This is a genomic window from Streptomyces sp. NPDC039430 (assembly GCF_055639435.1).
Window position 1 is genome coordinate 23,854 of sequence record NZ_JBVKAK010000022.1, and the last position, 14,356, is coordinate 38,209.

A 14,356-nucleotide genomic window follows, 5' to 3' on the forward strand; every position below is an offset into this window, starting at 1 on the left:
ACGATGCCGCGCCTGCCCACTCCGCTCACGCTTCCGGATCACGGCCACGAGCACAACGAACACACCGACAGCACAACCAACGGCAACGGCGCCCGCGCCGCGGCGTCGGGCGCTCCCGGAAAGCGACCACGACCGGGCGCCGCACGGCGGTGGCTGCGCGGGGAGACCGCGACCGCCTGGGCGTTCGTCTCGCCCTCGGTCCTGATCATTCTCGGTCTGAGCGTCATCCCCGTGGCCTGGTCGCTGCTGCTGTCCTTCCAGGCCGACGACCTGGTCACGCCCAGCCGCTGGGTCGGTCTCGGCAATTACCAGGCGCTGGTACGGGACCCGCACTTCAGCCAGGCGGTGCGCAACACACTGCTGTACACAGTGCTGTACGTGCCGCTGAGCATCGGTCTGGGGCTGCTGCTCGCCCTCGTACTGAACCAGCGGATCCGGCTGGTGGGCGTGTACCGCACGCTGATGTTCGTGCCGTTCGTCATCTCGGCGACGGCGCAGGGGGTGTTGTTCTCCTTCATCCTCGATCCGGAGTTCGGGGCGGCCAACTCCGTACTGCACACACTCGGCATCTCCTCCCAGGGCTTCCTCACCGATCCCGGGCAGTCCCTGCTCATTCTGGTGGCGATCTCGCTGTGGAGCGGCACCGGCTTCTGCGTGGTGGTCACCCTCGCCGCGCTGCAGGACGTGTCGCCGTCCCTCATCGAAGCCGCGCGGCTGGACGGCGCCGGGCGCCGGCATCTGCTGCGGCATGTCATCCTTCCCGCGGTCACACCGGTCATCGTGTTCCTCCTGCTGTGGCAGACCATCAACGCGCTTCAGGTCTTCGACCTGGTGTACGTGACGACCAAGGGCGGACCGCTCGGCTCCACCACCGTGATCGTCTACTTCATCTGGGAGCAGGCGTTCAAGAACTTCACCGCCGGTTACGGCGCGGCGGCCGCCTACGCGCTGGCGCTCGCGCTGCTGCTGATAGCCGCTGTCCCGCGGGTGGCCCGGGGCGTACGGAGCCGGCGCGAGAACCACCGCCTCGAAGGAGCCGCACGATGACGGCCACATCCGCTTCCGCCTCCCCCTCTTCCTCCGCCCCCTCTTCCTCCGTCGCCGCCTCATCCCCCGCTGCCGCCCGGCCGGCCGCCGGACCTCCGCGAGGCCGTCGGTGGCTGCCGTTCAGCCCCTGGCATCTGCTGCTCGCCCCTCTCACGCTGATCTTCGCGATCCCGTTGATCTGGCTGCTGCTCAGCTCCGTGATGAGCAACGCGGAGATCAACCGCTTCCCGCCGGCCCTGTGGCCGTCGGGGATCGACCTGGGCGGCTACCGGTATGTGCTCGGCAACGCGATGTTCCCGCGCTGGTTCGCCAACTCGCTGATCGTGTCGGTGGTCGCGGTGGCGTCCAACCTGCTGCTCGGCTCCCTCGGCGGCTACGCGTTCGCCCGGATGCGGTTCGCCGGCTCCCGTGTCCTGCTGGGCCTGATGCTGGCCACGATGGCGATCCCGTTCCAGCTGACGATGATCCCCACGTTCCTGGTCATGAAGCGTCTCGGACTCATCGACACACTGGGCGCGTTGATCGTCCCGTCGCTGGTCACACCGTTCGCCGTGTTCCTCCTGCGGCAGTTCTTCCTCTCCCTGCCCAGGGAACTGGAGGAAGCGGCCTGGATCGACGGCTGTTCACGGCTACGGGTGCTGTTCCGCATCGTGCTGCCGCTGTCACGACCGGCCCTGAGCACCGTGGCGGTGCTGACCTTCCTGACCACCTGGAACGACCTGACCTGGCCATTGATCGCCATCAACCACGACACCCAGTACACGCTCCAGCTCGGCCTGACGACCTTCCAGGGACAGCATCACACCCAGTGGTCCGCGGTCATGGCGGGCAATGTGATCACCGTGCTCCCGGTGCTGCTCGCCTTCCTCTTCGCGCAGCGGTCCTTCATCCAGTCCATCACGTCCAGCGGTCTCAAGGGCTGAGCCCCGCCCCACGAACACAGCACGCACACCACACCACACCAGACCTCACGCCGCACCACACACCACCGCCCACACCACACCTGCGTGGCCAGGGCCGCGATCACGGGAAGCCGCATGCCGCACACCTTCGACCTGCTGGTCATCGGGGACGCCAACCCCGACATCGTTCTGGGACCGCTCGACGCCCCGCTCGCCTTCGGACAGCGCGAACAGCTCGTCGACACCGGCCTGCTCACGCTCGGCGGCTCCGCCGCGATCATGGCGTGCGGAGCCGCCCGGCTCGGACTGGAGGTCGCCTTCGCCGGACGCGTCGGGAACGACGAAGCGGGACGTTTCATCCGTACGGCACTGGACGCCCGGGGGGTGAACACCGACGCGCTGCGCGTCGACCCCGCGCTGCCGACACCGCTCACGGTGGTCGTGACACGCGGGGACGGCGACCGTACGATCCTCACCTCCCCCGGCACCCTCTCCGCCACCGGGCCCGATGACGTCCCGGAGGCGCTGCTCACCAGCAGCCGTCATGTGCACGCCGCCTCCTACTTCCTGCTGCCGAAACTCGCCGGAGCGCTGCCCGAACTGCTGGCCACGGCACGGGCGCACGGCGCCACCACCTCGCTCGACACCAATGACGACCCCTCCGGCACATGGGCGCCCGGCCGTATCGACGCGACGCTCGCGGTCACCGACTTCCTGCTGCCCAACGCGCGGGAGGCGCTGGCTCTCGCGGCCGCCGCCGCTCCGGACGCGACCGGCTCGCCCGCCACCGCGATCACCCTGGAGGCGGCGGCCGGCGCACTCGCGGCGCGCGGGCCGCGGGTGGTGGTCAAGAACGGGGCCGACGGCGCCCTCGTACACGACGGCCGCACCCTGCTGCGCACCCCCGGCATCCCCGCCCGCCCACTGGACACCGTGGGCGCGGGAGACAGTTTCGACGCCGGTTTCATCGCCGCGTTCCTGCGCGGCCTGCCCACCGCCGAGGCGCTGGCGTTCGCCGCCGCCTGCGGCGCTCTGTCCACCCGGGCGCACGGCGGTACCACCGCCCAGCCCACCTGGGACGAGGCCGGAACGGCCCTCGCCCGCGACGGAAAGAACCTCTGATGACCCTCACCACCCCGAAGATCGCTTTCATCGGCGCGGGAAGCGTCGTGTTCACCCAGGGCCTCCTGGCGGACCTCTTCGCGTTCCCCGAGCTCAAGGGCGCCCATATCGCCCTGCACGACATCGACGCCGAACGGCTCGCCACGGCCCACGGAGCCGCCCGCCACATCGCGGAGCGGCTGACGGAGCCGAGCGGCACCACGCCGCGGATCACCGCCCACGCCGAGCGGCGCGCGGCCCTGGAAGGCGCCGACTTCGTCATCAACATCGTCCAGGTCGGTATGCGCGAGTCGACCCGTACCGACTTCGCTGTCCCCGCCGCATACGGGGTGCGCCAGACCATCGCGGACACCCTCGGCGTGGGCGGGATCTTCCGCGCGCTGCGCACCTTCCCGCTGCTCAAGTCGCTCGGCGAGGACATCGCGGAGGTCTGCCCCGACGCCTGGCTGCTCAACTACACCAACCCCATGGCGATGAACGTCCAGTACCTCACCCGCGCCACCGGGCTGACCCGCGTCGTCGGCCTGTGCCACTCGGTGTACTGGACCATCCGCGACCTCGCGGACCTCCTGAACGTCCCGCACGAGGAGGTCACCTACCGGGCCGCCGGAGTCAACCACCAGGCGTGGGTGCTGCGCCTCGAACACCAGGGAAGCGACCTCTACCCGCGGCTGGACGCCCTCGTCGCGGAGAACCCCGAGCTACGGCGCCGGGTCCGTGTCGACATGTACCGGCGCCTCGGCTACTACCCGACCGAGACGAGCGAGCACTCCTCCGAGTACGTCCCCTGGTATCTGCACCACGACAGCGAGATCGAGCGGCTGCGCCTGCCCGTGGGCGCCTACCTCGGCATCGTCGACGAGAACATCGCCGAGTACGAGCGGACCCGTGACGCGCTGGCCGCTGGAGCTCCGCTGACCGTCGAGGGCACCATGGAGTACGCCCCGCAGATCATCCACAGCATCACCACCGGCACGCCCCGCACGGTCTACGGCAACGTCCCGAACCATGGGCTGATCGACAATCTCCCGTCGACCGGCACCGTCGAAGTGCCGTGTCTGGTGGACGCCCTGGGCGTGCAGCCCACCCGTATCGGCTCGCTGCCCGCCCAGTGCGCCGCGCTCAACCGGGGCTACCTGAGCATGAACGAGCTGGTCGTCAGGGCCGCCCTGGAGGACGACCCCCGCTCCATCCGGCAGGCGGCCATGGCCGACCCGGCCACCGCGGCCGCCCTGCCCGTCGAACGCATCTGGGACCTGTGCGACGACATGGTGCGCGCGCACGCGGATCTGCTCCAGCCGTCGCTGCGCACAACGCTCGGCCACTGAGCACACCTCGCTCCCCCTCCCCCGCACCCACCCGCCCGCGTACCGCACTCTCACCCCCCTCGGAGAACCATGTCGCAGCACCACACCAGCCAAGAGATCGCCTCCCAGCCGGCCTGCTGGGAGCGCGTCCTCAGGGAACTTCCCGACCACGCCGCGGCTTTGCCCGCACCGGGCGAGCGCGTCGCGGTCATCGGCTGCGGAACCTCGCTGTTCATGGCGCAGGCGTACGCGCACCTCCGGGAGGAGGCCGGTCTCGGGCTCACGGACGCGTACCCGGCCTCGGAGGTGAAGCCGCACCGCGCCTACGACCGGGTACTCGCCCTGACCCGTTCCGGCACGACCACCGAAGTCCTCGCCGCGCTCGACCGGTTCGCGCCCAGCGTGCGCACGACCGTCGTCACCGCCGTCGGCGACTCCCCCGCGGCGGCCGCCGCCCATCACGTGATCTGCCTCGACTACGCGGACGAGCGATCCGTCGTCCAGACCCGCTTCCCCACCACGCAGCTCATGCTGCTCCGTGCCCACCTGGGCCACAGCACCGTCCGGGCGCTCGCCGACGCCGGAACGGCCCTCACCACCGAGATCGGGCCCGAGCTGCTCGGGGCCGAGCAGATCTCCTTCCTCGGCGCGGGCTGGACCGTCGGTATCGCCGCGGAGGCCGCGCTCAAGGTACGGGAGGCGGCGGCCTGGTGGACCGAGTCGTACTCCGTCATGGAATACCGGCACGGCCCCATCGCCGTGGCCGCGCCGGGACGCGTGGTCTGGGGGCTCTCGTCGCTCCCCGGGCCGCTCACCGACCAGATCCGTGCCACGGGCGCGCATCCGCGTCACCCCCGGCTCGACCCCCTGGCCGAACTCGTCGTCGTACAGCGTCTGGCGGTCGAACTGGCCACCGCGGCCGGCCGTGACCCCGACCAGCCGGCTCATCTGACGCGCTCGGTCGTCCTGGAGCGGACCGGCTGACACCGGCGAGGCGGGCGGGCGCTCCCGTCCGCCGTCCGCCGCTTCCCATGCGGCTCTCCCCCGTCCCCCGTCCGCCCCTCCCCCGCCTGTCCCTCACAGAAAGCAGAACATGCCACTCGTCCCCACCGGCGACATCCTCGGCCAAGCGACGTACGGCGTCGGCGCGTTCAATGTCGTCCTCCTCGAACAGCTGGAGGCCGTCCTCGCGGGCGCCGAGCTGGCGAACGAGGCCGTCATCGTCCAGATCAGTGAGAACGCCGTCGCGTACCGGGGCGCCCTCGGGCCGCTCACCGCCGCCGCGCACGAGGCCATCGCCGCCGTATCCGTACCCGTCGCGCTGCACCTGGACCACGCCACCCGGCCCGAGCTGATCGAGGAGGCGGTCCGGCGCGGCTTCACCTCCGTGATGTACGACGGCGCTCATCTGCCCTGGGAGGAGAACGTCGCCAGGACCCGCGAGATGAGCGACCGGTGCCACACGCATGGCGTGTGGATCGAGGCGGAACTCGGCGCGATCGGGGGCAAGGACGGTGCCCACACCCCCGGGGTTCGCACCGACCCCGGTGAGGCGGCCCGGTTCGTCCGCGACACCGGTGTCGACGCGCTCGCCGTCGCGGTCGGCTCGTCCCACCAGATGACCCGGCGTACCGCGCGGCTCGATCTGGACCTCATCCGCGACCTGCGCACGGCGGTGCCCGTCCCGCTGGTGCTGCACGGTTCGTCGGGGGTGGCCGACAGCCACCTCGCCGCCGCGGTACGGGCGGGCATGCGCAAGATCAATATCGCCACGCATCTCAACACCTTCTTCACCGCGTCGGTGCGCGACCGGCTGTCCGCGCGGCCGGCGACCGTCGATCCCCGTGCCTATCTGCGTCCCGCGCGGGAGGCCGTGACGGACGAGGTCGCCCGCCTGCTGCGGCTGATCGGACAGGAGCCGGACGGACTCGACGATTCCAGGGAGGGGGCTTCATGTCCCAGGTGACGATGGTCCTCGTCGGAGCGGGACTCCGCGGAATGACATACGCCCGGCGCGCCCTGGCCACGGGAGCGGGACGGGTGGTCGCGGTGGCCGAGCCGGACCCGCGGCGCCGTGCGCGGGCCGCGGAGGAGTTCGGAGTACCGCCCGAGCGGGTGTACGCGGACTGGAGCGAGGTCGTGGCGGCGGGCAGGCTGGCCGACGCCTGCGTCATCGCGACCCAGGACCGGCTGCACACCGGACCGGCGGTGGCCCTGGCCGATCTCGGCTACCACATCCTCCTGGAGAAGCCGATGGCGACCAGCGAGGACGAGGCCGCGGCGATCGCGGACGCGGCACGGCGCAATGACATCCTGCTGGCCGTCTGCCATGTGCTGCGCTACACGCCGTACACCCGGCTCCTCAAGCGGCTGCTGGACAGTGGCCGCATCGGCGGCCTGGTCAGCGTCCAGCACCTGGAGCCCGTCGGCTGGTGGCATCACGCCCATTCGTTCGTACGGGGCAACTGGCGCCGCCAGGACACCTCCGCCCCCATGCTGCTCACCAAGTCCTGCCACGACATCGACTGGCTGGTCCATCTCTTCGGACGTGCGCCCAGGAAGGTCAGCTCCTTCGGCGGTCTGACGCACTTCCGGCCCGAGGGCGCCCCGCCCGGCGCGACCGCCCGCTGCCTGGACTGCCCACTGGAGAACGCCTGCCCCTACTCGGCCAAGCGGCTCTACCTGGGCTGTCTGGGCGATCCGGACCGGGAGTTCTGGCCGCTGTCGGCGGTGACCGACGACCACACCGAGACGGGCGTGCTGGACGCGCTGCGCACCGGGCCGTACGGCCGCTGTGTATACGCCTGCGACAACGACGTGGTCGACCACCAGGTGGTCAGCATGGAGTTCGGCTCCGGCGCCACCTGTTCGTTCACCATGAGTGCCTTCACCCCCATGGAACAGCGCCGCACCCGGCTGCTGGGCACCCACGGCTTCATCGACGGCGACGGAAACACACTACGGCTCGTCGATTTCCGTGACGGCTCCGAGGAGACGATCGACACGTCCATGAGTGCGGCGGGGAGCCCGGGGCCCTCGCCGGAGGACGGCCACGGTGGCGGGGACGAGGCACTGACCGACGCGTTCCTCACCGCCGTCGCCGCGGGCGACGCGTCCCTGCTGCTCTCCGACGCCGCCGAGAGCCTCGCCACCCACCGCGTGGTGTGGGCGGCGGAACAGGCCCGGATCACCGGCACGGTGGTCGAACTCGGCGACCGCGACGAGGTGCCGACGGCGGCGGGGGTCAGGAACGGGGACGGCGGGCCTGCTCGCGTCGCTCCGCGTTCTTCTCCTTGACCCGCACGGCTTCCTTCCGCACCTCGGCCTGGGTGGCGCGTTCCTGCCGCAGCCACTCCGGGCTGTCGCCCTTCAATGCCTCGATCTGCTCCGTGGTGAGGGCTTCCGTGACTCCGCCGCGCGCGAGACCCGAGATGGAGACGCCCAGCTTCGCCGCCACCACCGGCCGGGGATGCGGGCCGTCGCGGCGCAGCTCCAGCAGCCACTGGGGCGGGTCGGCCTGCAGCGCGTTCAGCTCGGTGCGCGAGACGACACCCTCCTGGAACTCGGCGGGGGTGGCTTCGAGGTACACACCCAGCTTCTTCGCCGCGGTCGCGGGCTTCATTGTCTGGATGGTCTGGTGCGACGTCATGCTGTCAAGAGTAGCGAGCGTGTGCGATACCTCCGACCACGGCCGGTAACCTGGTGGCGTGACAGGCTCGGAAGTACCCCCTTCGTTCCGGCTCGCGTATGTCCCGGGCGTGACGCCCACCAAGTGGGTGCGGATCTGGAACGAACGGCTGCCGGGCATCCCGCTGACCCTCGTCCCGGTGTCCGCCGCCGAGGCGCCCGGTCTCTTGCGGGACGGCGGGGCCGACGCCGGTTTCGTACGGCTGCCGGTCGACCGGACGGACCTCAGCGCGATTCCCCTCTACACCGAGACGACGGTGGTCGTGGTCCCGAAGGACCACCTGGTGGCGGCGGTCGACGAGGTGTCCGCCGAGGATCTGGCCGACGAGATCGTGCTGCATCCGCTGGACGACACCCTCGGCTGGGAGGTCCGGCCGGGACGGCCCGCGTACGCGCGCCCCGAGACGACGGCGGACGCCGTCGAACTGGTGGCGGCGGGGGTCGGACTGCTCGTCGTCCCGCAGTCGCTCGCCCGTCTGCATCACCGCAGGGACCTCACGTACCGGCCGGTCCTGGACGCCCCCGAGTCGCGCGTCGCCCTGTCCTGGCCGGAGGACGGAACCACCGACCTGGTCGAGGACTTCATCGGTATCGTCCGCGGGCGGACCGTCAACAGCTCGCGGGGCCGCCCGGCCCCGGCGCAGCCGAAGAGCGAGCGCCCCGACACGGGGGGCGCACGGCGGAAACAGGCGCCCGGCCGGTCGACCGGCGCGTCGGGCGGCAACACGGCCCGGAAGTCGGCCGGCAAGAATCCGCGGAGCGCTTCCGGCGGCTCCAGGGGCGGTGCCCAGGGCGGCACCAAGGGCGGCCGGCGCGGCAAACCCGGCCGCCGGTCGTAACTCCCCTGCACCACACCCCTTCCGGTCACTTTACGTTCGACCGCGCTCACACTCGGCGAGTTTCCGAGGCATGAACGGGTTCCCATCGAGGTAGGGATCCCGGCTGATGTGCCCGGTCTCCGGTGAGTGGCCCGACGAGGGGGATCTTTGTCCATGACGCAGACCGAGCGGTTCGTCACGCTGTCGGCCGTGCTGACGGGGTTCGACGCCGCCGAGCTGACGGCGACCGGAATGACCGGGATCTACCAGGCGTTCGTGGCCCGGCGGGTCGAACCGGCGCTCTACGCACGGCTGGTGGACGCCCTGGTCGACACGGAGGCCGATACGGGAGCGGTGACGGACCCGCGGACGGTGGCGGACAAGGACGAGGAACTGGGCGAGCTGGCCCGCGCCGTGTGTCACCTCTGGTATCTGGGCACGTGGCCGGGAGAGTGGCCGGACGACGGCCGGACCGCGCCCGCTCCGCCCCCGGCGCGCGCCTACGCCCGCGGGCTGGTGTGGAGCAGCTTCGGTGGCCACGCCCCCGGTGCCGGGCGCCCCGGCTACGGCACCTGGGCCGAGCGTCCCGCCGGCGCTGCGGGAGGCGGGGAGCGTTGACCGCAGCGGAGCGTTTCGATGTGATCGTGGTCGGCGCCGGTGTCGCGGGGTCGCTGGTGGCGCGGCGGCTGGGGGACCGCGGCCGGCGGGTCCTGGTCCTGGAATCGGGTGTGGGCGACGGTGACACCGGACCCGCCGGCGGACGGGCGGCGGATGTGGAACGGTTCCGGGCCGCGCCGGTGAAGGTTCCCGGCGCGGCGATCGCGGACAACGCGTTGGTGCCGTCACCCGACGTACTGGACCTCGCCGGCCGTCCCGGCGGTGGTTACCGGGCCGGCGGATACCTCGTCCAGAACGGCCCGTTGCCGTACGCGAGCGGCTATCTGCGGGTCAACGGCGGTACGGGCACGGCCTGGACGGGTCTGGCCCCGCGCATGCATCCCGAGGACTTCCGTACCGCCGACTTCGGATACGGCCGCAACTGGCCCATCGGGTACGCCGAGTTGGAACCGTACTACCGCGCCGCGGAACGCGAGCTGGGGGTCGCCGCCGATCCGGCGGAGCAGCGGGACCACGTCGGTCTGCCGCTCGCGGAGGACTACACCTTCCCGCACCGGCCGCTCCCCGCGAGCTATCTGGACCGGCTGCTGGCCGAGCGGCTCGACGGGCACGAGATCGTGGATCCCTCGTATCCGCGCCCCACCGCGCTGCGGGTCGTCGGGACGCCCCAGGCGCGCAACAGCGCGGCCACCGAGGAGCACGGTCCCGTGTGCGAGGGCAGCGCCAGTTGCATTCCCATCTGCCCCACCGGGGCGAAATACACCCCGCGACGCACCCAGGAACGCTGGGGCCCGAGCGTCACCCTGCGCACCCGCGCGGTAGTGGGACGGCTGCTGGCCGACGCCTCCGGCCGGATCACGGGCGTCGAGTACCAGCGCTATGACGACCCCGCCCGCCCCGCTTCCGTCAGCCGGCGAACGGTCCACGCGCACACGGTCGTACTGGCCGCCCACGCGATCGAGAACGCCCGGCTCCTGCTCGCCTCCGGCCTGGCCAACTCCAGCGACCAGGTGGGCCGTAATCTGATGGACCACCCCGTCCTGCTCACCTGGGGCCTCATGCCCCATCCGGTCGGCCCCTACCGGGGGCCCGGCTCGACCTCCGGACTGGAGGGATTCCGCTTCGGCCCGGCCCGCGCGGCCCGCGCCCCTTTCCGTATCGAGATCGGCAACTGGGGCTGGAACTGGGCGGTCGGCCCGCCCGGCCACGAGGTCGCCGCCCTGCTGCGCCCCTCGGACCCGGCGATGCCCGGCGGGGACGGGGCGCTGTTCGGCCCGGCGCTGCGCCAGGCGGCCGGGGACCGGATCGGGCGGCAGTTCGCCCTGCAGTTCGAGATGGAGCAGAGCGCCGATCCCGCCAACCGCGTCACCCTCGACACCGTCCACCGCGACCTGCTCGGCAATCCGCGCCCCGTCCTGACCTATGACCTGTCCGGCCATGTGAAGGAGGGCATCGTCGCGGCCAAGTCCGTGTCCGACCAGATCTTCGCCCTGCTGGGGGCGCGGGACCACAGCCGGTACGAACCGGGGCCTTCCCAGCCCGGGTGGTTCGAGTACGGCGGCAGGTCCTACGCCTACCGCGGCGCGGGCCACGGCGCGGGCACGCACATCATGGGCGACCACCCCGGTGACTCCGTCGTCGACTCGTGGCAGCGCTGCTGGGACCACCCCAACCTGTACGCGGTGGGGTGCGGCTCGATGCCCTCCCTCGGCACCTCCAACCCGACGCTCACCATGGCCGCGATCACTCTGCGCAGCGCCGAACAGATCGACCGCGACCTGTCGGAACAGCGCGTCACGATCCGCCCGCCGGCCGCCGGACACGTCCCCGGCCCGGCCACCCCCGAGGAGACCCACGCCCCGTGACCGACGACCTCACCCTGCCGCCCGTCGCCGCCCCGTACCAACTGCCGTTCCACTACGGAGCCCTGCACAATGTCGGCCTCGACTACCTGGTCGATCCCGCGCCGGTGCGCAAGGCGCTGGCCGAGCACCATCCCGATCTGAGCGCCGCCGAGTTCGACGGACGGGCCTGCGTGACGCTCAACTACCAGCTGTACTTCGCCCAGTACCCGAACGGCGGAGGCATCACGCAGGAGATCGAGTACAGCGTCATCGCCCACCCCGCCGCGAGCGCCGGGCGCCTGGCCCGGCTGTCGTACGAACAGTTCGCGCACGGCTACGACCAGACCAAGCTGCTCGGTATCGCCCGGCTGCATGTGCTGTGCGACAACCCGCTGGCCATCGAGGCCGGCACGAAGCTCTACGGGGAACCGAAGTATCCGGCGTGGTTCGAGGCGACCATGCCCTCCCTGAACGGCCCCGCGGGTGACAAGTGGACCGTGGCGTGCAAGCAGGCCACGCACGCGCCCTCCGGCGCGGGCATCGACCGCGGGGAGCGGACCCTGTTCTCCTTCTCGGCCGACCTGACCGGGCTCCCGCGTACGCCCGTCAACAACACCCCGATCACGGGCTACGGCACCGATCAGGACGGCCGGCCGCTCGCCGGCCCCATGAACGTCTACCAGCCCTACGACTACCGGGGGTTGGCCGGCGAGGCCGACCGGGTGAGGCTCACCGTCCACGACGCGTCCTCACCCGTCGGCGCCGACCTGGCCACGCTCATCGGGGACGCCCCGGCCGCCGGGGCGTGGACCTACCAGTCACCCCCGGTCGCGGCGCACAACCGCCCCTATTACGTCCCACGCGCCGGCTGACCTGTACGCGGGCGGGTCACCGACCGTCAGCGGCCTTGGGGGCGGCCTGCTGGACCACCTCGAAGGACCACAGGCTGGAGCCGGAGGCGGCCGGCTTCTGCTGAGGGGCGCCGGCGTCGCCGCCACGCTGATGGGCCGCCTTCATCGGGCCTTCCATCCACGCCTGGAAGTCGGCCTCACTGCGCCAGCGGGTGTAGACGAGGTACTGGTCGGTGCCCTCGACCGGGCGCAGCAGCTCGAACCACTCGAATCCGTCGGAGTTCTCCACCGACCCCGCGCGGGAGGCGAAGCGCTTCTCCAGCACCTCGCGCTGCTCCACCGGAACCTGCAGGACATTGATCTTGACGATGCTCATGGCTCCATCTTGCCTCAGCGCGGTGGCCGCCCGTGCCGTCGGCCGTCTCTGACATGGCGCGGCATCCGCAGGGTGACGCGCGTGCCTTCCCTGGGCGCCGAGTCCACCATGAGGTGCGCGTCGAGCAGGTGGGCGCGCTCCCGCATGGCCGCGATGCCCATGCCTCCGGAAGCGGTCGCGTGAGGCGGGGTGCGAACGGTCGCCGGGGCGGGTTCCGGCGTCATCCCGAGGCCGTCGTCCGTGACTTTCGTGAACAGGCCGTGGTCGTCGCTGTCGAGTTCGACGAGGATCCGTGTCGGCCGGGCGTGCTTCACCGCGTTGTTCACCGCCTGCTGCACGATCCGGTAGACATGGACCTGTGCCTCGGGAGGCAGCTCCGCGCCGAACCGGTCCCAGTCCGCGCCCACGCGCAGTTGGGCGTCGATACCGAAGTTCTCCGAGGTGCTCCGGCACAGGGCCTCCAGGGCCGGGCGCAGTCCGAGCTGGTCGAGCGCCGCCGGGCGCAGCTCCGCGATCAGACGCCGGAGCGAGGTGATCTGGTTGCCGATCAGGCGCCGCGCCTGTTCGATGGCGCCCTTCATGACGTCGGGGCGGCTGCTGGCGGTCGCCCCGGCCAGCACGATCTGGACGGCGCCCAGTTCCTGGAGCGTGTCGTCGTGCAGCTCGCGGGCCCAGTGCCGTCGCTCTCGTTCCTCTCCGTCGTGACGGGCCCGGGTCCACTCCCGTTCGAGGTTGCCCTTGCGCAGAGCCGAACGATGTCCGATCGCGACGGCACAGGCGATCAGTGTGAGTGGCACGAGGTGCAGGCCGTTGAGCAGGGGTGCTTCGACGATACGGACGAGCAGCGCCACGGCGATCACGAGCGAGATCCCGCTGATGATCGCCAGCCACGACCGCCGGGCTTGCGGGCTCAGCGCCGCGGCCGCCAGGAAGACGGCGCCCGCGGCGAAACAGAGCACGGCCTCGGCGCGCAGTGAGCGGTGCGCGATCTCCAGAGCCAGTGTGGCCACGAGCAGCAGCGTGCCCACCGTCTCCAGGACGGCGCCGGCCCGTGCCCCCGACGAGTGGGTCATGCCAGCAGCCCACGCTCTCGTGCCGCCGTGACCAGGTCCGCCTTGGTCTCGGCCCCGAGCTTCTCCCGGATCCTGGCCCGGTGCGTCTCCACCGTCCGAACGGATACATGCGTCTGTTCCGCGATCTCATGATTGGTGTGGCCGAGGGCGAGCAGGGACAGCACCTCCACCTCGCGCGCCGTCAGAGAGTCGGCCGCCCCTGTCCCGGGCATGTCGGGGGCGGTGACGGCGAGGCGGGCGCCCAGCGAGGGCTGCACGTAGGTGGCGCCCCCGGCGACCTGGCGAGCGGCCCCCAGGAGCTCCTCCGCGGCCGCCTCCTTCAGCAGGTAGCCGACCGCGCCGATCCGCAACGCCTCGCGGGCGAACGCGGGATCTTCCTGCATGGTGAGGACGAGGATCCGGGTACGGGGCGATGTCGCCAGCAGCTCCGGGATCGAGCGCAGGCTGGACTGCCCCGCCAGTGTCAGATCCAGGACCAGTACCGACGGCTGGTGGCGCTCCACGGCCAGAAAGGTGCCGGGAAGAGTGGAGCTCTCCGCGACGATGTCGAACGCCGGGTCCTGGGACAGCAGCAGCCGCATGCCCGCGCGTACGACCAGGTGGTCGTCGGCGAGCACCACGGTCAGGTGTGACGTGGGTTCTCCACTGACGAGGCGGTTGGCCTCCCTGGCACTGCCGTCCATAGCACCACCGTAAGCCGCGAACCCCGTC

Annotated in this window: 15 protein-coding genes; 11 read left to right on the top strand and 4 right to left on the bottom strand. The window is 71.4% G+C overall.

Features of this window, described 5'->3' with window-relative positions:
- The first annotated feature begins 3 nt into the window (after positions 1-3).
- From ACZ7LS_RS33680 to ACZ7LS_RS33710, 7 genes are all read left to right on the top strand, one after another.
- The gene (locus tag ACZ7LS_RS33680) at positions 4-1,047 is read left to right on the top strand and encodes a carbohydrate ABC transporter permease (protein WP_382970806.1); all 1,044 of its coding nucleotides are present in this window, start codon (positions 4-6) and stop codon (positions 1,045-1,047) included.
- A complete protein-coding gene (locus tag ACZ7LS_RS33685; RefSeq protein WP_385133776.1) occupies positions 1,044-1,970 on the top strand; it encodes a carbohydrate ABC transporter permease in 927 nt (308 codons plus the stop codon). Before ACZ7LS_RS33680 ends, ACZ7LS_RS33685 begins: the two co-directional genes overlap by 4 nt.
- Before the next feature lie 114 nt (positions 1,971-2,084).
- Entirely contained in the window at positions 2,085-3,071 is a 987-nt protein-coding gene (locus ACZ7LS_RS33690) for a carbohydrate kinase family protein (RefSeq protein WP_382516580.1), read from the top strand.
- Positions 3,071-4,399: an alpha-glucosidase/alpha-galactosidase gene (melA, locus tag ACZ7LS_RS33695; RefSeq protein WP_382516577.1), complete on the top strand. Its 1,329-nt coding sequence runs from the start codon at positions 3,071-3,073 to the stop codon at positions 4,397-4,399. Before ACZ7LS_RS33690 ends, melA begins: the two co-directional genes overlap by 1 nt.
- 69 nt (positions 4,400-4,468) lie before the next feature.
- Complete coding sequence (locus ACZ7LS_RS33700) at positions 4,469-5,362, top strand: SIS domain-containing protein (protein WP_382516574.1); 894 nt, start codon at positions 4,469-4,471, stop codon at positions 5,360-5,362.
- Positions 5,363-5,471: 109 nt separating this feature from the next.
- Positions 5,472-6,344: a class II fructose-bisphosphate aldolase gene (locus ACZ7LS_RS33705; protein ID WP_385133772.1), complete on the top strand. Its 873-nt coding sequence runs from the start codon at positions 5,472-5,474 to the stop codon at positions 6,342-6,344.
- Positions 6,332-7,675, top strand: a complete 1,344-nt coding sequence (locus tag ACZ7LS_RS33710) for a Gfo/Idh/MocA family protein (protein ID WP_382665054.1) — start codon at positions 6,332-6,334, stop codon at positions 7,673-7,675. Before ACZ7LS_RS33705 ends, ACZ7LS_RS33710 begins: the two co-directional genes overlap by 13 nt.
- Here ACZ7LS_RS33710 and ACZ7LS_RS33715 read toward each other — a convergent pair.
- A complete protein-coding gene (locus tag ACZ7LS_RS33715; protein ID WP_385133769.1) occupies positions 7,623-8,027 on the bottom strand; it encodes a DUF5997 family protein in 405 nt (134 codons plus the stop codon). The genes ACZ7LS_RS33710 and ACZ7LS_RS33715 overlap by 53 nt on opposite strands.
- A gap of 58 nt (positions 8,028-8,085) precedes the next feature.
- Here ACZ7LS_RS33715 and ACZ7LS_RS33720 point away from each other — a divergent pair, with 58 nt between their 5' ends.
- From ACZ7LS_RS33720 to ACZ7LS_RS33735, 4 genes are all read left to right on the top strand, one after another.
- A complete protein-coding gene (locus ACZ7LS_RS33720; protein ID WP_385133766.1) occupies positions 8,086-8,904 on the top strand; it encodes a LysR family substrate-binding domain-containing protein in 819 nt (272 codons plus the stop codon).
- A gap of 153 nt (positions 8,905-9,057) precedes the next feature.
- On the top strand, positions 9,058-9,501 hold the full coding sequence (locus tag ACZ7LS_RS33725; RefSeq protein WP_382516560.1) for a hypothetical protein: 444 nt from the start codon (positions 9,058-9,060) through the stop codon (positions 9,499-9,501).
- Positions 9,498-11,366: a GMC family oxidoreductase gene (locus ACZ7LS_RS33730; RefSeq protein WP_382516558.1), complete on the top strand. Its 1,869-nt coding sequence runs from the start codon at positions 9,498-9,500 to the stop codon at positions 11,364-11,366. The genes ACZ7LS_RS33725 and ACZ7LS_RS33730 overlap by 4 nt, the downstream gene beginning before the upstream one ends.
- Positions 11,363-12,217 (top strand): hypothetical protein, encoded by an 855-nt coding sequence (locus ACZ7LS_RS33735; protein ID WP_385133763.1) that lies wholly within the window; start codon positions 11,363-11,365, stop codon positions 12,215-12,217. Before ACZ7LS_RS33730 ends, ACZ7LS_RS33735 begins: the two co-directional genes overlap by 4 nt.
- Before the next feature lie 16 nt (positions 12,218-12,233).
- Here the strand turns inward: ACZ7LS_RS33735 and ACZ7LS_RS33740 are convergent, their stop codons facing one another.
- The 3 genes from ACZ7LS_RS33740 to ACZ7LS_RS33750 are packed head-to-tail and all read right to left on the bottom strand — an operon-like array spanning position 12,234 to position 14,328.
- Positions 12,234-12,572: an antibiotic biosynthesis monooxygenase family protein gene (locus ACZ7LS_RS33740; RefSeq protein WP_382516553.1), complete on the bottom strand. Its 339-nt coding sequence runs from the start codon at positions 12,570-12,572 to the stop codon at positions 12,234-12,236.
- A gap of 14 nt (positions 12,573-12,586) precedes the next feature.
- Positions 12,587-13,645: a sensor histidine kinase gene (locus tag ACZ7LS_RS33745; RefSeq protein ID WP_385133760.1), complete on the bottom strand. Its 1,059-nt coding sequence runs from the start codon at positions 13,643-13,645 to the stop codon at positions 12,587-12,589.
- A complete protein-coding gene (locus tag ACZ7LS_RS33750; protein WP_382516547.1) occupies positions 13,642-14,328 on the bottom strand; it encodes a LuxR C-terminal-related transcriptional regulator in 687 nt (228 codons plus the stop codon). Before ACZ7LS_RS33750 ends, ACZ7LS_RS33745 begins: the two co-directional genes overlap by 4 nt.
- Positions 14,329-14,356: the final 28 nt, after the last annotated feature.

Bases quoted from the DNA above. Each gene is read 5' to 3' on its own strand.
- ACZ7LS_RS33680 (WP_382970806.1), top strand. From the start codon at position 4: ATGCCGCGCCTGCCCACTCCGCTCACGCTTCCGGATCACGGCCACGAG.
- ACZ7LS_RS33685 (WP_385133776.1), top strand. From the start codon at position 1,044: ATGACGGCCACATCCGCTTCCGCCTCCCCCTCTTCCTCCGCCCCCTCT.
- ACZ7LS_RS33690 (WP_382516580.1), top strand. From the start codon at position 2,085: ATGCCGCACACCTTCGACCTGCTGGTCATCGGGGACGCCAACCCCGAC.
- melA (WP_382516577.1), top strand. From the start codon at position 3,071: ATGACCCTCACCACCCCGAAGATCGCTTTCATCGGCGCGGGAAGCGTC.
- ACZ7LS_RS33700 (WP_382516574.1), top strand. From the start codon at position 4,469: ATGTCGCAGCACCACACCAGCCAAGAGATCGCCTCCCAGCCGGCCTGC.
- ACZ7LS_RS33705 (WP_385133772.1), top strand. From the start codon at position 5,472: ATGCCACTCGTCCCCACCGGCGACATCCTCGGCCAAGCGACGTACGGC.
- ACZ7LS_RS33710 (WP_382665054.1), top strand. From the start codon at position 6,332: ATGTCCCAGGTGACGATGGTCCTCGTCGGAGCGGGACTCCGCGGAATG.
- ACZ7LS_RS33715 (WP_385133769.1), bottom strand. From the start codon at position 8,027: ATGACGTCGCACCAGACCATCCAGACAATGAAGCCCGCGACCGCGGCG.
- ACZ7LS_RS33725 (WP_382516560.1), top strand. From the start codon at position 9,058: ATGACGCAGACCGAGCGGTTCGTCACGCTGTCGGCCGTGCTGACGGGG.
- ACZ7LS_RS33740 (WP_382516553.1), bottom strand. From the start codon at position 12,572: ATGAGCATCGTCAAGATCAATGTCCTGCAGGTTCCGGTGGAGCAGCGC.
- ACZ7LS_RS33745 (WP_385133760.1), bottom strand. From the start codon at position 13,645: ATGACCCACTCGTCGGGGGCACGGGCCGGCGCCGTCCTGGAGACGGTG.
- ACZ7LS_RS33750 (WP_382516547.1), bottom strand. From the start codon at position 14,328: ATGGACGGCAGTGCCAGGGAGGCCAACCGCCTCGTCAGTGGAGAACCC.